Annotated in this window: 21 protein-coding genes; 7 read left to right on the top strand and 14 right to left on the bottom strand. The window is 44.3% G+C overall.

The window, feature by feature from the left end; genetic code table 11:
• Positions 1 to 9 precede the first annotated feature (9 nt).
• The 4 genes from NYR53_RS13325 to NYR53_RS13310 all read right to left on the bottom strand — a co-directional run bounded on the left by NYR53_RS13325 (position 10) and on the right by NYR53_RS13310 (position 5,142).
• Positions 10 to 873 (bottom strand): carbohydrate ABC transporter permease, encoded by an 864-nt coding sequence (locus tag NYR53_RS13325; RefSeq protein WP_261305621.1) that lies wholly within the window; start codon positions 871 to 873, stop codon positions 10 to 12.
• A complete protein-coding gene (locus NYR53_RS13320) occupies positions 867 to 1,751 on the bottom strand; it encodes an ABC transporter permease (protein WP_261306357.1) in 885 nt (294 codons plus the stop codon). The genes NYR53_RS13325 and NYR53_RS13320 overlap by 7 nt, the downstream gene beginning before the upstream one ends.
• Positions 1,752 to 1,923: 172 nt before the next feature.
• A complete protein-coding gene (locus NYR53_RS13315) occupies positions 1,924 to 3,543 on the bottom strand; it encodes an extracellular solute-binding protein (protein WP_261305620.1) in 1,620 nt (539 codons plus the stop codon).
• 243 nt (positions 3,544 to 3,786) lie between these two features.
• Positions 3,787 to 5,142, bottom strand: a complete 1,356-nt coding sequence (locus NYR53_RS13310; protein ID WP_261305619.1) for a TrkH family potassium uptake protein — start codon at positions 5,140 to 5,142, stop codon at positions 3,787 to 3,789.
• 186 nt (positions 5,143 to 5,328) lie between these two features.
• On the opposite strand from NYR53_RS13310, the gene uraA reads away from it, so the two are divergent.
• Positions 5,329 to 6,597, top strand: coding sequence for a uracil permease (uraA, locus tag NYR53_RS13305; RefSeq protein ID WP_261305618.1), 1,269 nt, complete (start codon positions 5,329 to 5,331; stop codon positions 6,595 to 6,597).
• Positions 6,598 to 6,671: 74 nt separating this feature from the next.
• On the opposite strand, the gene NYR53_RS13300 is transcribed toward uraA, so the two are convergent.
• Positions 6,672 to 7,577: an aminoglycoside phosphotransferase family protein gene (locus tag NYR53_RS13300; RefSeq protein ID WP_261305617.1), complete on the bottom strand. Its 906-nt coding sequence runs from the start codon at positions 7,575 to 7,577 to the stop codon at positions 6,672 to 6,674.
• A gap of 173 nt (positions 7,578 to 7,750) precedes the next feature.
• Between NYR53_RS13300 and NYR53_RS13295 the strand changes: the two genes are divergently transcribed.
• Positions 7,751 to 8,095 (top strand): DUF1904 family protein, encoded by a 345-nt coding sequence (locus NYR53_RS13295; RefSeq protein WP_261305616.1) that lies wholly within the window; start codon positions 7,751 to 7,753, stop codon positions 8,093 to 8,095.
• Here the strand turns inward: NYR53_RS13295 and NYR53_RS13290 are convergent.
• From NYR53_RS13290 to NYR53_RS13280, 3 genes are all read right to left on the bottom strand, one after another.
• On the bottom strand, positions 8,013 to 8,252 hold the full coding sequence (locus NYR53_RS13290; protein ID WP_261306627.1) for a hypothetical protein: 240 nt from the start codon (positions 8,250 to 8,252) through the stop codon (positions 8,013 to 8,015). The genes NYR53_RS13295 and NYR53_RS13290 overlap by 83 nt on opposite strands.
• Positions 8,253 to 8,543: 291 nt before the next feature.
• Complete coding sequence (locus NYR53_RS13285; RefSeq protein WP_261305615.1) at positions 8,544 to 9,182, bottom strand: alpha/beta hydrolase; 639 nt, start codon at positions 9,180 to 9,182, stop codon at positions 8,544 to 8,546.
• 20 nt (positions 9,183 to 9,202) lie between these two features.
• Positions 9,203 to 9,613 (bottom strand): DoxX family protein, encoded by a 411-nt coding sequence (locus NYR53_RS13280; RefSeq protein ID WP_261305614.1) that lies wholly within the window; start codon positions 9,611 to 9,613, stop codon positions 9,203 to 9,205.
• Between the two features lie 145 nt (positions 9,614 to 9,758).
• On the opposite strand from NYR53_RS13280, the gene NYR53_RS13275 reads away from it, so the two are divergent.
• Complete coding sequence (locus tag NYR53_RS13275; RefSeq protein WP_261305613.1) at positions 9,759 to 10,310, top strand: helix-turn-helix domain-containing protein; 552 nt, start codon at positions 9,759 to 9,761, stop codon at positions 10,308 to 10,310.
• Positions 10,311 to 10,544: 234 nt separating this feature from the next.
• Here NYR53_RS13275 and fosM read toward each other — a convergent pair whose 3' ends face one another.
• Both fosM and NYR53_RS13265 read right to left on the bottom strand, forming a co-directional pair.
• Positions 10,545 to 10,970, bottom strand: a complete 426-nt coding sequence (gene fosM, locus NYR53_RS13270) for a FosM family fosfomycin resistance protein (RefSeq protein ID WP_261305612.1) — start codon at positions 10,968 to 10,970, stop codon at positions 10,545 to 10,547.
• A gap of 20 nt (positions 10,971 to 10,990) precedes the next feature.
• Positions 10,991 to 12,445 carry an aminotransferase-like domain-containing protein gene (locus tag NYR53_RS13265; RefSeq protein WP_261305611.1) on the bottom strand — a complete coding sequence of 485 codons (1,455 nt, stop codon included), beginning with the start codon at positions 12,443 to 12,445 and terminating at the stop codon, positions 10,991 to 10,993.
• A 131-nt stretch (positions 12,446 to 12,576) separates the two neighbouring features.
• Here NYR53_RS13265 and NYR53_RS13260 point away from each other — a divergent pair, with 131 nt between their 5' ends.
• The 4 genes from NYR53_RS13260 (at position 12,577) to NYR53_RS13245 (ending at position 16,601) form a co-directional block, all read left to right on the top strand.
• Complete coding sequence (locus NYR53_RS13260) at positions 12,577 to 13,194, top strand: LysE/ArgO family amino acid transporter (protein ID WP_261306356.1); 618 nt, start codon at positions 12,577 to 12,579, stop codon at positions 13,192 to 13,194.
• 504 nt (positions 13,195 to 13,698) lie between these two features.
• Positions 13,699 to 14,202 (top strand): TRAP transporter small permease, encoded by a 504-nt coding sequence (locus NYR53_RS13255; protein WP_261305610.1) that lies wholly within the window; start codon positions 13,699 to 13,701, stop codon positions 14,200 to 14,202.
• Positions 14,202 to 15,494 (top strand): TRAP transporter large permease, encoded by a 1,293-nt coding sequence (locus NYR53_RS13250; RefSeq protein WP_261305609.1) that lies wholly within the window; start codon positions 14,202 to 14,204, stop codon positions 15,492 to 15,494. Before NYR53_RS13255 ends, NYR53_RS13250 begins: the two co-directional genes overlap by 1 nt.
• 42 nt (positions 15,495 to 15,536) lie before the next feature.
• A complete protein-coding gene (locus NYR53_RS13245; protein WP_261305608.1) occupies positions 15,537 to 16,601 on the top strand; it encodes a TRAP transporter substrate-binding protein in 1,065 nt (354 codons plus the stop codon).
• Positions 16,602 to 16,666: 65 nt separating this feature from the next.
• Here NYR53_RS13245 and NYR53_RS13240 read toward each other — a convergent pair whose 3' ends face one another.
• From NYR53_RS13240 to NYR53_RS13225, 4 genes are all read right to left on the bottom strand, one after another.
• The gene (locus NYR53_RS13240) at positions 16,667 to 17,419 is read right to left on the bottom strand and encodes a response regulator transcription factor (RefSeq protein WP_261305607.1); all 753 of its coding nucleotides are present in this window, start codon (positions 17,417 to 17,419) and stop codon (positions 16,667 to 16,669) included.
• Between the two features lie 6 nt (positions 17,420 to 17,425).
• Positions 17,426 to 19,270 carry a sensor histidine kinase gene (locus tag NYR53_RS13235; RefSeq protein WP_261305606.1) on the bottom strand — a complete coding sequence of 615 codons (1,845 nt, stop codon included), beginning with the start codon at positions 19,268 to 19,270 and terminating at the stop codon, positions 17,426 to 17,428.
• A 76-nt stretch (positions 19,271 to 19,346) separates the two neighbouring features.
• Complete coding sequence (locus NYR53_RS13230) at positions 19,347 to 19,664, bottom strand: cupin domain-containing protein (RefSeq protein WP_261305605.1); 318 nt, start codon at positions 19,662 to 19,664, stop codon at positions 19,347 to 19,349.
• A gap of 126 nt (positions 19,665 to 19,790) precedes the next feature.
• Positions 19,791 to 21,296: an alpha-glucosidase/alpha-galactosidase gene (locus tag NYR53_RS13225; protein WP_261305604.1), complete on the bottom strand. Its 1,506-nt coding sequence runs from the start codon at positions 21,294 to 21,296 to the stop codon at positions 19,791 to 19,793.
• Positions 21,297 to 21,320: the final 24 nt, after the last annotated feature.

The following is a 21,320-nucleotide window of genomic DNA, read 5'->3' as shown; positions in this document are numbered from 1 at the left end:
TTTGTCTATTTAACCCTTCTCGGAACCCAGCATCACCCCTTTCGCGAAATACTTTTGAGCAAATGGGTAGATCACTAAGACAGGAATCATGGACAATACAATCGTCGCGTTTTTCATCGCTTGCGGCGCCAATGCGGCCCGATCGACAAGAGCGGCATCATTTTCAGCATTGAAAATAAGCATATCCCTGAGTACAACCTGCAAGGGGTACATATCCTTATCGCTTAAATAAATCATCGGGAGGAAGAAGCTGTTCCAATGTCCCATAAAATAGAACAATCCGATGGAAGCAAGCGCTGGCTTGGATAGCGGAATGACAATACGGAACAAGATGCGGTATTCAGAAGCGCCGTCTATGACCGCAGCCTCCCGAATTTGGCTGGACATGTTCTCGTAAAAGCTTTTCAAAATAATCAATTCCATCGTCCATATCGCATTCGGCAGCACAATTGCCCATACTGAGTCCAAAAGTCCCAACTGCTGGACGACCATATAAGTAGGAATAATGCCAGCGTTAAAGAACATCGTCATCACAATGGCCAGCATAAAAAACTTTCGTCCAAAAAATGTTCGCTGCGAAAGCGGGTATGCGGCAACCGAAGTAAACAGCAAATTAATGAACGTCCCGAGCGCTGTATAATAAATCGAATTCAAATACGCTCTTGGAATTTTATCGTTTTTCAGCACTTCCATGTAGGCGCCTAGATTGATTCCCTTAGGAAGTAAAAAGACTTTTCCCTGTATAACAGAAGAGGTCTCACTTAAAGAGACTGCTATCATGTACAGAACAGGATACAGAGTCGCTATGGCCACACAGATCAAGAGGATCCCATTCACGATGCCGAAGACTGATAGTCTGCGTTGTCCTACCATAGACCGTTCCCCCCGATCCTTTTGCTCAAATAATTGGCTCCCAGCAGAATAATCATGGCTACCACCGCTTCGAACATACCAACCGCAGCCGCATAGCTGTAGTTGGATTCCAATAAACCTTTTCTGTATACATACGTGGAAAAAACATCGGCAACGTCATAGGTCATCGGATTGTATAAAAGCAATACTTTTTCATAACCGATTCGAATCATCGATCCCGTCTTCAAAATAAACATCACGAGTAAGGTCGGAAGCAGTCCAGGAATGGTAATATACCAGATCATGCCGAATCTGCTTGCTCCATCGACTCTCGCCGCCTCATACAGCGTCGGGCTTATACCTGCTATCGCCGCCAAATAGATGATCGCTTCATAGCCCATTGTGCCCCATATTTCAGATACGACATAGATAGGACGGAACCAATCGGGATCAATCAGAAAATACTTTTTTTCAAAGCCGACAGCGGACAATAGTTGATTGAATAACCCATTCGTAGGTGAGAGAAAATCGATGATCATGCTGCTGATAATGACGACGGATAAGAAAGCCGGAAGATAGCTTAACGTTTGAACCGATTTCTTGAACCACTGCAATCTGATTTCATTCAGCAAAATGGCTAATATAATTGGGAATGGGAAGCCGAATATCAACGTATAAAAGCCTAACAAAAGCGTGTTTCTGAACAGGATCCAGAAATCTTGATTGGTGAAAAATTGGATAAAATGCTTCAGCCCGACCCACTCGCTGCCTAGCACGCCAGAGAAGACGCTGTAATCCTTAAAAGCAATAATCAACCCGTATAAAGGTCCATAGCGGAATAAAACGTAGAAGATTATACATGGTATAAAGAGTATTAACAGTTGTCGATCCCGCCTCATATGCTTGAATGCGGCCGATATTCGGGATTGTGTCTTGGGGTGTTTTTTCGATGGTGCTGCTGAAGCATCTGCGATTGGTTGTTGCACGGTTCCATCCCCTCCTTTACCGATGAAGGACACCCAGAAACGACCTTCTGAGCGCCCGGCTCACCATCTCTAGGTGCTTGATCTCTTACTTGGCTGCATCATACCGTTTTTGGGCGTCGTTGTAGACTTTGATATACGCATCCAGTCCTTTTTTGACAATCGTCTTTTTCCATTCTTCCCACTGGCTATCCCCGTATTTTTTATCAAGGATGTACTTGGCGTTAAATTCTTCGGCTGCTTTTTGCAGCGTGGTTTGAAGTTGAGCAAGGGTCGATATTTCTTCATCTGTAAAGTTCAAAATAGGATCGACGGGCTCAAATTTTTTCCCTTTCAAAATTTTATCCTGAGCTTCGCGTTCTTTCTCAGAAAACTTGTAATAGACACTGCGTCGATCCGGCCGCAAGTAGGCTCCTTCCAGCCACATCGCATAACGGTCTTCCAACACGCTGATGTCAACCAGAGGCAAATCCTTCAGTTGCGGATAGACAGGGACACCCTCTTTGCCCCACTCAAAATTCACACCTTCAACACCAATCGTCATCAATTCGCCGCCGGACGGGCTCGTCAAGTAGTCAAGCAGTTTCAGAGCTGCTTCTTTGTTTTTATTGTTGGAGACTGTCACGCTAAAATCGGATACTTTAGGCAGTGTTCTTACATTGCCCGTCGGCCCGATCGGATTGGCATAACGCAGATTGTAGTCGGGATTTTTATCCTTAATCTGGTTATAAAATAAATCCAAACGACCAATCCAATCCCAAGTCACAAAAGATTTGCCGGTAGTCATCTTCGTCGTCCACGAATCTTGCGTATCCGTCAAAAACTCAGGGTCCATTAAGCCTTCGTTGTACAGCTTTTTCATGAAATCCAGCATATCCTTATGCTCGGGTTGAACGCTCGCATACTTCCAAGTTTTATCTTTCTCGTCATAATAGGAAGGATACGTATCTCCGTTGCCTAATCCCCAGCCGAACGACCAGTCTCTAAAAATATTGGCAAGACCTTTTGAGGCATATGGGTATGAGTCCGGATATGCTTCTTTCAGTTTTTTGAGCGCTTGATAAAACTCTTCCGTATTTGTCCATTCTTTTATGCCTAATTTATCAAAAACATCTTTTCTAAACATAAATCCGTGATTGACATCCCGATTCAGGTTGAATATTGGCCACGTGTACAGCTTACCGTTCTCATCGCCGTAAGATTTTATGACCCAATTATTTTCTTCTACATATAATTTTTTGAAATTTGGAAGCTGGTCCGTGTAATCATTGATGGCAACTACACCTTTTTGTTTACCGATTTTCTTTAATTCCGCCGGCTTAAGACCGCTGAAAATGTCTGGCAGCTTGCCTGATGCGACAACAACTTTTAGCTTATCTTGATAGGTTTGAGGCGAATATGTCTGGAACTCGACTTTAATGCCTGTGCGCTTTAAAATCTCCTGAACAACCAGCCGATCTTCTTTAATATTGGATGAATTGCTCGGCAGCATCCAAGTCAGCGTCGTTGGTTTGTCCACCAGGGGAAGCTTGAGTCCTCCGGTATCGCCGTAAGGATTGGCCGCAGCGCTTGGCGAGCTTACAGGTGTGCTCGTCGCATTGCCGACTGCACCTGCATCCTTGTTAACGTTTGCCTTCCCGCTGCAAGCAGCCAGAATCATAAGGGTGGTGGATAATACGGTAATGCTACGAATCAGCTTTCTTGTCATTTGCATTCCTCCCTTTTATTTGCGTTACGCTTTGAGTATTTATTTGTAAGCGTGTCAGCTTCCCTTTTTATATTAAAAGCGCTTCCAACATTCGTAAATAAAACGATTTCCACCAACTTGTTTTTTTCTCAGACTTACCTTGAAAAACAAAAAAAACCTTGTCATATCAAGGTTTTCCTGCGTGTAGAGAATGATAAAGAGGTAGAAATTCGTGAAGAATAAGGAATCGCAGCGCCTCTATCATCAGCCGATTGTGATCTTCCCCTCCGGGTAACGGTAGGGCTCTTTTTTCGGCAATGGCGACAAGGTGTAGGCCAATGTGACGGGACCAAGACGTCCGACAAACATTAAAATAATGATAAACACCTTACCGAATCCCGAGAGCTGCGACGTTAATCCAACTGACATTCCAGCGGTTGCATATGCCGAAGTAACCTCGAACAATATGCCTAAGAAATGGAAGTTCTCCGTGATAGAAAGGATCATTGTCGAAATTACGATTAAAATAAAAGAGAGCAATGCTAATGTAATAGCTTTATAAATCCGATCCTTTGAAATTCTACGATGGAATAATACAATTTCGTCCCTGCCTCGAACCATTGCATATACGGCTCCAACAAGAATTACGAAGGTAGTCACCTTAATACCTCCACCGGAGGAACCAGGTGCCGCACCTATAAACATCATGATAATGATAAAAAACTGCGTAGCCTGCCGCATCGAAGCGATATCGACCGTGTTTACACCCGCTGAACGTGATGACACGGATTGCAGCATCGCACTGAGCGTTTTGCCTATGGTGGACAAAGGCTGAAGTGTGAGGGAATTGGTGAACTCAAAAACAAAGACGACAAGTGTTCCTATCACTATCAGAGCGGCGGATGCAGTTAAGACAACCTTGCTGTGCAGCGTTAGTTTTCTATTCTTAGGGAATGTAAGCAAGTCAGAGATAACGATAAATCCGATTCCGCCTAAAATGATAAGTAACATCGAGACGATGTTAATGTACGGGTCCTCTACATAATGCATGAGACTTCCCATTCTATTAGGTATACCGCCAAACAGATCGAATCCCGCGTTGTTGAATATCGAGATGCTATGAAAAATGCCGAAGTACAACGCTTGACCGATTGGCATTTCAAATGACCAGCGAAGTGCGAATAACAGCGCACCTGCCAATTCAATATAAAGTGCATAGATCAACACCTTGCGAATAAGGCGAACTATACCTTCCGTTGAATCATGGTTCATCGCTTCCTGAAGGATGAGACGTTCCTGAAAAGAAATACGGCGGCGGAGCACAAGTGCAATTAGGGTGGACATCGTCATGAAGCCAAGACCGCCAATTTGGACTAGTAATATAAGAACAATCTCCCCAAAAGCCGATAAATGTGCTCCTGTATTGATCACAGATAGCCCAGTAACACAAGTAGCGGAGGTCGCCATAAATAAGGCATCAATAAATGTTAATCTGCCTATGCCAACGAAGGAGATAGGCAGCCATAATAATATCGCACCGACTAAGATCATCACGACGAATCCGATCGCCATTACTTGAGGCGGACCCCAGCGAAATTTCCCATTGAAATAATTTGACATGTGGAGGCTCCATAAGTATATGATTGTGCGATTATTGTATAATTTGACAGGTACAAAGTAAAGACAACCTAAACCAGATGACATGTTTACTTAAATAGTTTTATAGAATTTGTGAAAATTATTTCTTCTTTTCATTCGAAATATGGTAAGATATCGTACGATAAGTTGAAGAAGGGAGTTCCCACCGTGTCTCGTATAATTCAAGTAGATGAACGCCCCTCCATAGGCGAAAGTATTCCCCTTAGTTTGCAGCATTTATTTGCTATGTTTGGCTCCACCGTGCTGGTTCCTATCTTGTTTAAAGTCGATCCAGCTACTATTCTGTTGATGAACGGAATAGGCACCCTGCTTTATATTTTCATCACGAAAGGAAAGATCCCCGCTTTTTTGGGGTCAAGCTTCGCCTTCCTCTCCCCCGTGTTCGTCGTCCTCGCTTCCAAAGGATATAGTTCAGCATTAGGCGGATTTCTGGTCGTGGGATTGATTTTTACGATCATAGCGTTGTTGATTCGTGTCGTGGGGACACGCTGGATTGACGTCGTATTTCCACCTGCTGCGATGGGAGCGATCGTTGCCGTTATCGGTTTAGAGTTGGTGCCTACAGCCGCCAATATGGCAGGCCTTATTCCGCCCGCTAATTTAAAAGAAGCCTGGGTTCCAGATCCTATCGTTATCTCGGTCTCTATTTTTACACTTTTGGTAGGAGTAGTAGGCTCCATTGTCTTTCGCGGGCTTTTGAAGGTCATCCCGATTTTGGTAGCCATCGTTGTCGGTTACTTACTAGCAGCAATGCTTGGTTTGGTGCATATTGGAGAAACATTAGGAGCTGCACAGTGGTTCAGACTTCCTACATTCTACAGTCCTACATTCGATCTGGCGAGTATTCTAATCATCGCTCCTGCCGCTTTAGTTGTCATAGCCGAGCATATTGGCCACTTGATTGTTACCGGGAATATGGTTGGAAAAGATTTATCTAAAGACCCTGGACTTAGTAGATCCTTACTCGGAAATGGCATCTCTACCATGCTGTCATCCCTAGTAGGCTCAACACCCAATACAACTTACGGTGAAAACATCGGTGTCATGGCGATTAGCCGCGTATATTCGGTGTGGGTTATCGGAGGAGCCGCGATCCTAGCGATTGTGCTCTCCTTTGTCGGGAAAATCTCAGCGTTGATTCAAACCATTCCAACGCCTGTCATGGGCGGCGTCTCCTTGCTGCTGTTCGGTATCATCGCTGCTTCGGGGATCCGCATGCTGGTGGAAACGAAAGTCGATTATTCCAAACCGGTTAATCTGATTCTAACAACCGTTGTTCTTGTCATTGGACTTAGCGGAGCAACACTAAAATTGGGACATTTTGAACTAAAAGGGATGGCTCTGGCGACTATAGTTGCCATTCTGCTCAGCTTGTTCTTCAAGCTGCTGGAAGTTCTCAAGCTTTCTAACGACTAAAGCTCAAGTGCTAATAAAAAGGGCTCCCCTAAAGTCATAATGACCTGGGGTTGCCCTTTATTTATAAGTCTTCACTATCTCTGGTTCAAGCTCTTAAAAACATGAATAGCCTCAAAAAAAGGCTCGCTATACCTACCATCCTCTTGAACGGTCCAACAGGTTGCTAGAACAGAGTGTGCAAAACCCCACGATATCAATCTTTTTTTGTCTAAGTTCAACTCTTTTACAAAAATATCAATACGCTTCTCAATGACTTGAGTTGAATCTCCATTAGGCAATTTATTTAATAAATATTGAATGACATCGTATTCTCTGTCGCCAATCAACCCTTTAGGATCAATCGCTAACCAAGGTTCTCTAGCCGCCATCAAAATATTGTATTGATGTAAATCGCCGTGAAGTAAAAATGGCATATCCGGCATAGCGTTCATAGTTCTATAAGTGTCCACTGCTTCTTGCAGTATTTCCTTTGTTATAGGTCCGAGACCTTCTGTATTTCTCTTATAAATATTGATTAATTTCTCTTCCATATGCAATGTTGTTGGAATGCTAGATGAATTTGAATGTACAGGCATCCATAATTTCCTCATTACTTGCGAGGCTATATGTGCAGCTTCCTCCTCATTTTCTAATGAGGCAAGTGTTTGCCCAGGAATCAATCGTTCAAGAATAAGAATCCCTTTTGCGATATCTACATCAATGATTTTAACAATACCATTCCCATTAAAAAGTTTAAGGGCATCGACTTCAGATACAAATTCATCTCCTGGAATGACGAGTTTCACCACAACTTCAGTTCCGTCTTTCCGTTTGGCAGCAGCCACATAATTAAAAGATAAATCAAACGGAGACATCATTTTCATTTGCCAACGCTCTTCGCAATCATAAATAAGCCTGTCGAAATCTCTCAACCATCCATCGGCTTTGCCCTTATGTACGTCTCTTAATGTTTGAATGAATTGTTTTGGCAAGCTGCTCATTGTCTTTACCCCCACAATAGTCAGTACGATTGATCTAATTATAAGATATATCGTTCCGATTAGGTACTTATCTAACTATGAGAATGGTTTCATCTAATATAGGATTTGTTTTTACGTTCATTTTTTATTAAAATAAATAAATTCGCTAACCATTTTGCAAAGAAGGAACCCATATGCCTTTTCTCAGATTTAAAGGTTTTCAAAAGGATTTCATTTCTTCGATTTCAAGTACCGTCATTCAGCAATTTTCGAAGTTAACGGGCGTTGTGCAAGAAAAAATAAAAATTGAACTTCTTCTCGTGGAACAATTAAATAATTCTCCCCTATCCTTAGAAATATATATGTTCCCAAGGGATCAGGAATTGCATGATAGCATTGTTAAAGAACTTTATACGATTTTAAGTGAGCATGGCTTTCGCGATGTTCATATCTTTTTTATCCTGCTTTCTCCTCATCTGTATTATAAAGAAGGACAACCATTGGTATCCAATCATTCCGAACCATTCTTAATAACATGACGATATGGAGTGAAAAAAGAACATTAAAAACCGTCAGGGCCTCCTGACGTTTTTTTGTATTCTTACCCACGCCCCATTTGTAGTACTCTGGGTACATGGCTCCGCCACAACTTTCACCTGCGGGTTGCGGGGGAACTGTGGCATCCCCTGAATCCATTCGTTCGAATTCCCTCACAACATCAAGCGGTATCTTTTTCGGTTTCCGAACAAGTCAAACCAATAAACTTCACTTTCCGCTGACCAACCTGACCTGCCTCGACCTGCATCGACCTACCTCGACCTGCAAAAAGTACATCTTATTTTAAAGGCTTTGCCATTTCACGGTGCCTACCTGTAAAACCTGCATCTCATTTGCTCGAAAAGCGCCGACAGCGAATAAAGTGATCGATTTAGATGTATCTTTTGCAGGTCATCCTCTGTAATTCTACCTATTGTATGCTTTATCTTCTTAATTTGAACGCAACCATTGGATAATATCTCGTTGATTGTCCTCAGCTACTCCATGGTCTGTTGGATAGGTTCGGAACGTGAACAAAGGTGTAAGCTCCCGTATGTAGGCTGCTGTCTCATGTCCGATGCGAATGGGGAATACCGAATCGTATTCACCATGTGAAATAAACACCGATACGTCCTCAATACTTTGAAGCGAGTACTCTGTCTTGACAAAGTCGGGAATATAACCGTTTAATGCGACGATTCCCTTCAATTTATTACCCATCGTCAATGCAAGTGTCATGGAGATGATTGCCCCCTGGCTGAAGCCGAGTAAATAAAGTTGCTCCTCGTCGATAGGATATTTCTCTGTTGCGAATTGGATGAAGTCCTGAAGCTTCCGGATTGCCTCGTCAAACGACTCCCGAAGAGGCACGCCCAAGCTCTTTAGCTCGTAATATTGGAAACCCGCCCCTAATCGAAGATCGCCGCGGATACCGATCACAATAAACTTGTCTGCCGGAGGCTCAATTAAATCAAACATATTCTGCTCATTAGAGCCTCGGCCGTGCAGCGTGAAAATAACAGGATATTTCTTGCTTGGATCAAGATCAGCAGGTAAATGAACGGCAAAATCGTAAGGCGATTTATTCATGATCTTCCTCCTTCAGATAGTTAAGCAGCAGCTTTACCCTTGCCGAAAAGAACCTTGTCAATCGAAAACGAGCCTGGGCCGGCAAAAATGAAGTAAATCGTCAGCATGAGGTAAGCCAAATCCAGCTCATAGCCTGCCATTTGCCCGTTTCCAAGCAAACCGAGCGGAAGCTTCATCATTACGATCGCTCCAAGAAGCATAACTGTGAAGAGCATCGAAACATATCTTGTGAAAAGTCCAAGAATCAGCAGTATCCCGCCAATCAATTCAAGCCATCCTGCGATATAAGCCAGGAACCCCGGCGTTCCGGCACTTGCGAACCAAGCTGCCACATTGCCGAGTCCCATTTGGAACTTGCTGATTCCGTGCGCTAACAATAAAATACCTAAAACTACCCGCATAAGAGTAGCTACCCAAGATGTTTTGACCATAATGATTCATCCTCCAATAATATTAGTAATAAAGATAAAATATTTGTATTAATAATTTATAACATGCCCACTAGCTTGTCAACGGAAAAATTGATAATATTAAATTAAGTTCTGTATTAGTAATATTTTGAGAGGGGGAGATTATATGGACATCGGTTCCAACATCCGGATGATTCGCAAACGGAAAAATATCACAATCGCCCAAATCTGTGAAGAAACAGGCTTGTCTCAGGGATTTATGAGTCAAATCGAAACGAATAAGACGTCTCCCTCAATCACTACTTTGGAAAGTATCGCGGAAGCGCTGAAAGTTCCCCTTGCTTATTTGCTATTGAAAAAAGATGAACGCATGAGTGTGGTCCGAAAAGAGGAGCGGAATATTACAACCAGCGGTAGCGAGCAGCTAAAAGTAGAGCATCTGAGCGCTACAAAGAACATGAGGATGATGATTGTTCAGCTGCCTCCCGGAGCTTCCACTGGGCCAATACCGCATGCGCATGAAGGTGAGGAGGTACATGTCGTGCTCAAAGGAACGATTTATGCCGCACAGGGGGAAGATTCTTTCGAACTTCATGAAGGTGACTCTTTTAGTTGGAATGCTTGTACGCCTCACCTAGTGAAGAATAGTAGCGACGAGCCTGCCATTATTCTAATTTCCGTATATAGGGAGACGGATAAGGAAGGTCATTTTTTTTAAAGAACAAATAAGCGCGAAAACCGCGCTTACAGTGAGAGCTCTGCGAGCCATCAGATTCTAAGAAGCCGATAGAGTCTAAGAAGCCGAAAATTGAAGTTATGCATAATTTCCTATACTACAAAAAAATGAAGTCCAATTAGCAGCCGCTAATTGGACTTCATTCAAGTTCCATGAATCCGTTAAGATTCGAGCGAGCGTGGGCTCTTTGCATTTTGCATTCCGAATTAGAATTATTTATTCATCTTTAAACTCCATATGCTTTTTCTCCTGTTTGTAATAACTTAATCTATCCTCTAGAGTACCTGTATGAAATTCGAACTTATGACCATCTGGGTCGGTGAAGTAAATTGATCTCTTATCTTTCTCTTCCCTTGGACGACCTGGCAGGATGTTAACCTGCAATTTCTTAAGTTTCTCATACAGATCATCAAAGTCAGTTTCTTCTATTGAAAAAGCAATGTGCGTGTAGGAAAGGTTTATTTCATTACGTGGAATATCTTGTTCTACATTCAGGGCAATCCACATGCCATTCAGATCAAAATAGGCCGTACTTCTACCTTTAACTAACAGCTTTGCATCAAAAACCTGTTGATAAAACGAAATCGAATTCTCTAAATTCGAAACGGAAAATAATAAATGATTCAAACCTTTAATAGACACCCGATCACCTCGGAATTTATTTATTTTTTACTTACTATTACTAACTCTTTAATCATCTCTGCCAATTGCATAATCCCCCGTTCAAGCTCATGAAGCTTGGCATAGGCATAGGAAATACGCAAGTAACTTCCTGCATTTCTATCATAAATCGAACCAGGGTTCAGCAAAATCCCTGCTTTCACAGCACGCTCAAAAAGCATTTGCATAGATACATCCACAGTGAGGCGAACCCATATGTAAAACCCGCCTGCCGGTACTGACCATGAGGCAATCTCCGTAAAATTGCTCTTCAACAACTGAACGGTGAAATCCCGTCTTTTCTTAAGTTGTTCTCTAACATAGAGAAGATGCTCTTGATATAAGCCTCTTCCAAGCCATTCGGCTGCTGCCCACTGGGACACCGAGCTCGAGCCGTAATCGTTCTGCATTTTGATATCAGCTAACCGTTCAATAACAGGTTCCGGGGCGACCACCCAACCAATTCTTAGGCCTGGACTTAAGCTCTTCGACAAACTCCCCAGATAGAGGACCAATGCATTGGGATCCCTTGCCTTTAACGGCAGAGGCGGCGGACTTTCAAACCAAAGCTCCCTATAGGCATCGTCCTCAATAATTGGAAGTCCCTCATCCGCGCAAATTCTCATCAGCTCTTGACGTCTTGGCTCTGACATTAGCGTGCTTGTAGGATTATGAAAAGTAGGGATGGTATAAAGCAGCGAAGCGTTGTAGCCTTCTTTGTAACGGCTAATCTGATTCGTCTGAATACCCTCTTCATCCATGGGCAGCCCAACCAGCTTAATTGCACTAGATTGAAACACATGGACAGAATACAGATAGGATGGCTTTTCCAGAAGGATAGATGAGCCTCGCTGCAGCAACCCGATGGATATGAGCTGTAACGCTTGGAGCGAGCCAGATACGATCAGGATGTTAGAGGGCGAAGTTTGAACGCCAATTTCATGCAAATAAGCAGCTATTTGTTCCCGCAAGTACTGATTTCCCTTAGGTTCTTCATAGCCCATTGAAAAAGGATTCAATGAACTTTTTTCAAAAATCTGTTTCATTTGTTCAGAAGGAAGAAGCTCTGGAGAAAGCTCTCCAGTCCCCAAACGAATAATGCCATCTTGAAATTCGGCACGATTAATGTGCTGTATGGCAGGCTGGTTTGGATAATAAGTGCCGGCTTGTATATAAGAACTCCAGTCTGGGGGAGGCGAAGCAGCTAAAAGGTTCCAAGAGTTATTGACGACTCTAGTCCCCCCTTTGGTATTGCCCTCCAACAACCCCTCGGCAATCAAATCGCTCAGTGCGGTCACAATCGTACTTCGATTGACGTCAAAGCGTTCAGCCAGCGCACGCTGTGAAGGAATTTTGGTCCCAACCGCCCATTCGCCTAGCGATATTTTATTTTTAATAAAATCTTTAATCTGAATATATAGTGGGGTTTCCGACGATAAGTCCGGTTTCCAGTCCATGTTTTAATCCTCTCCTAACCCGTTCAAATATAACATTTGGTTGGGTGATTTGCCATCCATTTGGTGGGAGACAAAAGATAGGATTGTTCTATACTTGAGAGGAATTAGACATCGAGATGGGAGAGATTGTATTGCTAGAAACTGTTCTTCATGGGCTTATTTTGGGTTTTGGGCTCATACTGCCTGTAGGGGTACAAAATGTTTTCGTATTCAACCAAGGTGCCCGCGGCACATCTTACCTTAAAGCACTGCCTGTCATCCTCACGGCATCGGTTTGTGACACGATCCTTATTTTATTAGCAGTCTTAGGCGTTTCTTTCGTCGTATTAACCTTCGCTTGGCTTCAAGCAGCGCTCTATGGATTTGGATTCTTTTTCCTGTTATATATGGGATGGGTACTCTGGAAAAGTAAACCTGATTCGGTGACCTCACAACAGCAAAATGAACCAAAAAAACAAATCCTGTTTGCAGCATCCGTCTCGTTAATGAACCCCCACGCTATACTGGATACAATTGGTGTAATAGGCACAAATTCCTTACATTATGTTGGCGGAGAAAAATGGGTGTTCGCTGTCACCGTTATTCTTGTTTCCTGGCTCTGGTTCTTCGGTTTGGCGTTCGCAGGACGCCTTGTGGGTAAGCGTGATCCTAGGGGCCAATTTATTGCCAAATTAAACAAGGTTTCTGCTTGTATGATATGGGCTGTAGCTGTTTATATGGGTATGCAATTCTTATTAGAAGGAATGTAATTACAGAAACTATAGACCTTCATTCATCCCAACCAGTTCAACATAGAGGTGTCTTACATCGGAATCCATCGACATCTTTGCTGTCCTGGGTTGCAAGATGGGTGAGTCTCTATTATCGGTGGTGTGATGTTGCAGAAAGTGCAACAATTCTGCCTAAAACCCGCTTCACTCCCGTCATTGTTGCAGAATGTACAACAATTTAGCCCGATATAGGCAATTTCGCAGCAAATGGGCTCGAAATTTTGTACGAACTGCAACTTCAAGCTGAAAAATAGCCTTCGGCGTGCGAATTGTTGTACAAATTACAACATCGGTAACCACTTTAGCCCACTACCTTACAAAGCAGCTGAACGACTCTGAAATTAAAATATTGGAGTCAAACATCTAAAAAAACCACAAAAAAAACTAAAAACAATGGCATACCTGCCGCAAGAAAGGAGCGCTATACTTAAGGCACACAAATGAAAGCACTTACAAAGTTAGAGAGAGGAGGTCCGCTTTACGATGAGAATCCTTCGAAAAATTGCTCTCGGTATTGATACATGTATCGAGTCTGCCGCCCTCATCGGTTTGCTCAGTATGATCATCATCGTCACCGTACAGGTCATGACCCGCAAGTTGTTTGACTTCGTATTCTTTTGGTCGGAGGAAGTGACCATGCTTCTTCTTATCTGGTTTTCCTTCATGGGAATTGCGATTGGTTTTCGCGAGAAGCTGCATTTGGGCATCGATTCCTTCACCCACAAGCTTCCAGCCCCCATCAATAAAGCTCTTGATAAAATCATCGAGCTTGTCATTCTCGCCTTCGGTGCCTATCTCGTTTATTTCGGTTGGGATTTCACCGTCATAATGAACGAATCAGAATTACCGGCGACGGGCCTGCCTAACAGCACGCTGTATGTCATCATGCCGATAACCGGCGTCATGACTTGTGCCTATGCGCTCTTGCAGTTGTTTGGTATCGAAACGAAGCGGCATCAACACATCAAAGAAGGAGGCCCGGAATAATGGATCCGACCATCGCTATTCTCATACTTTGTATCACCTTTGTTGGTCTGATCGTCCTCCGCTTTCCGATCTCATTGGCTTTAGCAGGCTCTTCACTGCTCACCTTGCTTTACTTGAAAGTCCCGCTGGCCACTGTGGGCCAAACGATGATTCAGGGAATGAACTCTTACTCCCTCCTGACCATACCGTTCTTTATTCTTGCCGGGCAAATCATGAGTGAAGGCCAGATGGCACTTCGCCTCATCAATCTCGCTCAAGTTCTTGTCGGAGGCATACGCGGAGGCTTAGCCATGGTCAACTGTGTCGCCTGTATGTTCTTCGGTAACATCTCCGGCTCCGCCATTGCTGACGTCTCCTCCATCGGCTCTGTCATGATTCCGATGATGAAGAAAAAGGGTTATGATACCGATTACGCAGTTGGCGTTACGGTCTCAGCCGCTATTCAAGGCGTTGTTGTGCCGCCAAGCCACAACCTCGTCCTTTATTCCCTAGCGGCTGGCGGTGGAATCTCCATCGCATCGCTTTTCCTAGCGGGCATCGTCCCGGGCTTGATTCTATGTGTCTCGCTGATGATCACGAGTTATATCATCGCTATCAAGCGCGGCTATACGAAGAGTGAGGCAGTGCCAATGCGAGAAATTCCAAAGATTGTACGAGATGGTCTGCTATCCCTTCTGACAGCCGTCATCATTCTAGGCGGTATATTCACAGGCTGGTTTACGGCTACAGAAAGCGGCGCATTAGCTTGTTTATACGCCTTTATTCTCACTTTTCTAGTGTATCGAGATATTCCCATAAGCCGGATGTGGATCATTCTCCAACGTACATTTCGAACCGTAGCTATGGTGCTCTTCCTGATAGCTGCCTCTGCTACCTTCAGTTGGGTATTAGCCTTTCTCAAAGTTCCCGGCATGTTAACGGATTGGATGCTGGGCATCACAGACAGCCCCATTGTCATTTTGCTGATCATCAACGTCTTGCTGCTCTTACTGGGTGCTCCGATGGATATGGCTCCACTCATTTTAATCATGACGCCTATTTTACTTCCGGTCGTGACGGCCCTTGGCATGGATCCTGTTCACTTCGGCATCATTATGATGTTAAACTTAGGCATTGGACTGCTAACACCGCCTGTCGGAACCGTCCTCTTCGTAGGCTCTGCGATTGGAAATATTTCGATTTCGGAAGGCACCAAAGCCATGATGCCATTCTTTTATGTCATGTGCGTCGTGCTCATGATCCTTACCTATATCCCTGGGCTGGTCATGTGGCTTCCTAACTTAATGAAATAAGGAAACAACTCAATTATTACGATAAAAAGGGGAATATTCGATATGAAAATGAAAAGAAAATACATCACGGCTCTAAGTACAGTGATTGGTACTAGTCTTTTACTCGCTGCTTGCGGTGGCGGCAGTACACCGACGAATAGCGGTTCAACAACGACTCCTGGAGCCGCAAGCCCTGCAGCAGCAACGAAGAAAGCCGATGGTCCTAAATTAAATTTCCGTCTGGCTGAGACACACCCTGCTGACTACCCAACGACACTAGGCGATAAGAAATTCGCCGAACTCGTCAATCAAGCATCGGATGGACGCATCAAAATCGATGTATTCCCTGCCTCCCAACTCGGAGAGGAGAAAGCTGTAATCGAGCAAGTGCAGCTTGGCGCTATTGAATTCACTCGTGTTAGTACAGGAGCACTTGGCGGGTTCAACAAGCAGTATGAGGTGTTCAGTTTGCCCTACATTTTCGATAATGATAATCATCAATGGAAATTCTTAGAAAGCGAGCAAGGAACGAAGCTGCTCGATAGCTTAGAGTCTTCACGTATGAAAGGACTGGCGTATTACAGCTCAGGGGCTCGTCATTTCTATTCAAAGAAGCCGATTAAAAGCATCGCCGATCTGAAAGGACTCAAAATACGCGTTATCCAAAATAAGGTCAACATTGACCTCATGAACGCGCTTGGCGCGAATGCAACCCCAATGCCTTATGGAGACGTCTTCAATGCGTTGCAAACAGGTGTCATCGATGCCGCTGAGAATAACTATCCGAGCTACTTCTCATCCAACCATTTTCAACAAGCCAAAAATCTCATTCTTGACCAGCACCAACGAGTACCTGAAGTCCTTTTGATCTCTAAAGTAGCTTGGGATAAGCTGTCGGCCGACGATAAAGCACTTATTAAAAAGGCTGCTCTTGAATCCGTCAAAACGCAAAAAGCAGAATGGGATAAATTCGAGAAGGATTCCGAAGCCAAAGTGAAAGCGGCGGGAGTTACAATTACGGATGTATCCGACCTTAAGCCATGGCAAGATGCTGTAAAGCCTGTAATCGAGAAGTACCGCAACGACTATAAAGAAACGTTAGAAGCGATCGAGAAAGCTAGAAAATAGCCATTCAAAACAAAGCAAAAAAAAGGACATTCTAAGGGGTGCAATCTCCCCCTCAGGTGTCCTTTTCATTTGGCTTCATCCAGCCTCCCGCCACATTTCCTATATTCCAAAGGGGAGCAGCCTATCAGTTTTTTGAACGTACTGCTGAAGTAAGAAATATCCCCATAACCAAGCCGTTCCGAGATCTCAGAAACACGTAAAGACGTTTTTATAAGCAGCTTCTTCGCTTCCTCCATGCGCATTTCAATGACATAATCGACGAACTTGCCTCCCGTTTGCTGCTTAAAAAGTTGGCTCAAGTAGCTGGGATTCAAATGTACCAAAGCTGCGGCATCGGTTAAGCTAATATCTCTGGATAAGTTCGAGCTGATAAACTGCTGCACTTGTTCAATGGCTGACAGTTCGTCCGTACCGATTAGCGGGGAATCCGCCAACCGCCTCGCTGTATTCGTTGTCCTGTCTTGCATCCATCGGCCCAAACAGTCCGCCATCGCCTCCATTTCCACGGGTTTCAGTAAGTAATCTTTTACGCCATAACGTATCGCTTTCTGAGCTAACTGAAAATCGTCATACCCGCTCACTAGGATTAAATTAGCTGATACTTGCGTCATCTGTTCCGCCAAAGCAATGCCGTCCATGATCGGCATCTTTACATCCGAGATAACTAAATCGGCGCTATGCTCTAACAATGCATCCATAGCTTCCAAACCGTTCGCGCATTCCTGTACGATTTTGAAAGGCAGCCTTGTTTGTTCCACGGCTTTGCGAAGTACGACACGAACCCATCTTTCATCGTCCACGAGAATGACTTTGTACATGTTCTCCTACCTCCCTTCCTCTCCGTGAGTCTTCAGCGGCAGCTTGATTCTCACCAAAGTTCCTGCATTTGCGCCACTATCAAGCTCCAGACCATAAGCGTCACCAAACAGATAAGAGATACGCCGGTGTACGTTGACGATGCCGATCTGAGATACCGCCGTAATCATGTCCTTCTGCAGCAAATCGAGCTGTAAGGCGCGGAGTTTCGCAGCCGGAATTCCAACACCGCTATCCTGAATCTCAACAACGAATTGGTGGTCATTTATTTGAGTAGCTGAAATGACAATATGAACAGGTTGTGCACTCGTTTCAATGCCATGAACGACACAGTTTTCAACCAAGGGCTGTAAAGCGAACTTCGCGATGATTTGTCCTTCTGCCCATTCAGGGATTTGGAATTCATAGGTGAGTTTATCGTCAAACCGATATTTCTGAATCCGTAAATACATGTCGCATATCTGAATTTCCTGCTGCAAGGAGATCGTTGCCCCAGCATGATTCAAATTGTAACGCAGTAGACGAGCAAGGGAAGCAACTAGCACTGAGATATCGGTCATATCCTTTTCCAATGCCATCCCGCGCACCGTTTCCAAAGCGTTCATGAGAAAGTGTGGATTAACCTGCGATTGCAGCACTTTCAGCTCTGTCTCTTTTTGGCGCAGTTGAAGATCCTTCTCTCGGAGCTGAGAGTAGTAAATTTCATCGAGCAGCACCTGAAGCTTTTCGACCATTTTATTAAAATCGTTCGTTAACTGCCCAATCTCATCTTTGGATTCGATATCCACACGAGCCAGAAAGTCGCCCTCTTTCACTCTTTTCATGAAAAATTGCAGCGCCCTTACAGGTCGAACGATACTCGTAGCAAAACCAATCCCAATCAAATAGGCCATCATTAATGTGGCAAGGACCGTCCACCAAATCGTTCGCCGAATATACGCCGTTCCACGTGTCAATTCTTTTTCAGGGATCGTCGTCACCAACCGCCAATTTAAATAGGAGGACAGGCTGAAGGTGTAAAAAGGCTTATCGCCCGTTTGCGCTTGGTAAGATCCGCTTTCCTGCTGTAAAATCCATTCTAACTGATCCCAATTCGCCAAATGACCGATTTCCGTGTACTCCGGTGAATAAATATAACGCCCGTTGGGATCAAGAATAGATAAATACCCCGTACGTCCAATTGTAACCCGTTCAGCAATCTCTTGAATCCGTTTGAAGTTGACTTCCATAATTAACGTAGCAACGGGCTCTAAAGTGAGAGGACTCACTAAACGTTTCACGATGGAGAGAACAGGCACATATTCCAGCTCGTAACGCTGAGAAGGCGGTCGGATGATCAACATAATATCACTGTTAGAGGGTACACTGGTAAACCATGGCTCCTGTATAAATTGCAGCGCCGGGGTCACATTTTTGTTCATGCTTGTATCCAAGACCGTTTGATTTTCCATAACCAACATGATCCTAGAAATATCTGATCGGGAGTAAGCCGTGTCATTCAAAAGCTGCATCATGGGCTCGCGGATGCCTGAATTCTTCACTTCCTCTTCGCTTGTCATCCTTAGAAACTGCTGCATCGAAGGATGATTCTGCATGCGAATCGAGTCGATCTCAAAATCTCGAATATAGTATTCGATATGCAGCTTGACTTGCTCAATGATTTGCTTATTACTCAAATTGGCTTCCTCGCGCAGCACTTCGGATGATTTCTGATAAGAAATCATCCCAACCACAAGCAGCGGAATGACAACCAGCATACCCGAATAGACGAGCAGTTTAACTGTCAGTGGACGATCACGCAAAAACAAGTTTCTGTAGAACCAAATCCAAGCTCTACGACCTCTTCTACTCATATTCAGCCTCCTTTCCGTTGAGATTGCAAGCGCATTCAAAGTTTGGGAAAGAAAAACCAGCTGCAAGCGCAACTGGTTACCGTTTTACAAGATCTTCGCGAATCGGTGTGAAGACATCTAACAACGCGGATTCTTCTAATGCCGTAACACCATGCTTGGCATTACTTGGTATGTATATCGTCTGACCTTGCTCGATAACGGTCACCACACCATCTATGGTAAACTCAATTTTCCCTTTTAAGCAATAGGACATTTGTTCATGAACATGGCTGTGTTGGTAACCGATGGCTCCTGGCTCGAAATGAACCTCCATCATCATTAAGCCAACCTCAGCTTTCAGAATGCAGCGCTGAACGCCTGGCTCGGCTGCTTCCCATACGCCAATATTAGACATCTGGCTTTCCCCTTTCATAATGAAACGCTCTAATGAAAAAATAAAAGGACCGCAAGCGGTCCTTCACTTACTTTTTAATTATATCTGAAAAGCACCTAAATGAACACACTTGAATCCAAACGAACATTACGAGTTAACCGCTGCGCGATCCTTCCCTTTGTCCGCTTCACCTGCATTTTTATTCGCAGCTTCACGATCCTGCTGCATTTCTTCCACCGTCTTCACCTTCAAGCGTGCTGCACCTTCATAGCTGCGCGTTGGAACAAGGTTTCCAGCTGCGAGACGTTGCTTTGCTTCTGTAATCGCCGCGCCATACTGAGGCAGCCATGCCTCCTGTGCGACCAACATTTCATCAACCATCTGCCATATTTCTTTGGGATTGCAGACAGCTCCTACGAGTGGATCCATCATAAATGCTTGACGAAGCAGTTTATCATCACCATGCACGGCCGCTTCCACAGCAAGCCGCTGCACGGAAATACTCACATTGCATACCGCTGCGGGTCCGATCGGCAGGTCTCCAACATGCGGCATCGAGATGCCGTTGCGATCTACGTAGCCTGGTGCTTCGATAATCGCATCATCTGGCAAATTCGAGATAACGCCGTTATTGACTAAGTTGAAATGTCCGCGGTACACGCGTCCGGTTTCAAGACCTTCAATAATATAGGAGCCATGCTCTTCACTGCGTTTCTCCGCCGTGTAAACAATTGCTTTATCCTTCATCCAGTTCGGGAAATCCGTCTCGAACCAATTGCGTCCCTCCGTGCAAACACGCAGATAGCCGCCTGTTTCTCCATTAATCCAGCTGCCCATGTCGATCCAATCTTGGATTTCGCTAGCACGCTTTCGGTACCAAGGCACATACTCGCTAAGATGTCCGTTGGATTCTGTACTGTAGTAACCAAAGCGGCGCAGCATGTCGATACGCACTTTCTCCGTACGCGTGAACTCCGGATGATTCTCGAAGGCTTCAAGCAGACCGCCAGTCAAATCCTGACCGTTGTGACGAATCTGCACATACCAAGTTTGGTGATTGATGCCTGCGCAAATAATATCTACTTCCTTTTTCTCCAAGCCGTACACTTCCGCGATTTGTTGATGCCCATGCTGAACACCGTGACAGAGACCAATCGTCCGCACACCGCCGTACTTGTTGCAAGCCCAAGTCAGCATGGCCATCGGATTCGCATAATTCAACAGCAGCACATCAGGCGCCGCCACTTCACGAATATCTTGGCAAATGCGAAGCATTTCCGAGATGCCGCGCTGACCATACATAATACCGCCTGCACATAGCGTGTCGCCTACACATTGGTCAACACCGTATTTTAGGGGAATATCCACATCGGTGGCAAAAGCCTCCAGACCTCCCACACGAATCGTACATAAGACATACTTCGCATCTTTCAAAGCTTCTCTACGATCTGTACTAGCTTGAATCTCAATATTCAACCCATTTTCTCGAATATCCCTTTGACATAGCTCGGTGACCATCTCTAAATTATGTTGATTGATGTCCGTAAAAGCGACTTGAATATCGTGAAATTCAGGTACCGCTAACAAATCTCGTAGTAGTCCGCGTGTAAATCCAATACTCCCTGCTCCAATAAAAGCTACCTTAAATGACATATTTATCGTCCTCTCTATCGTTTA

The sequence above is a fragment of the Paenibacillus andongensis genome, assembly GCF_025369935.1.
Classification (GTDB): Bacteria; Bacillota; Bacilli; order Paenibacillales; family NBRC-103111; genus Paenibacillus_E; species Paenibacillus_E andongensis.
This window is presented reverse-complemented; position numbering and strand designations above follow the sequence as displayed.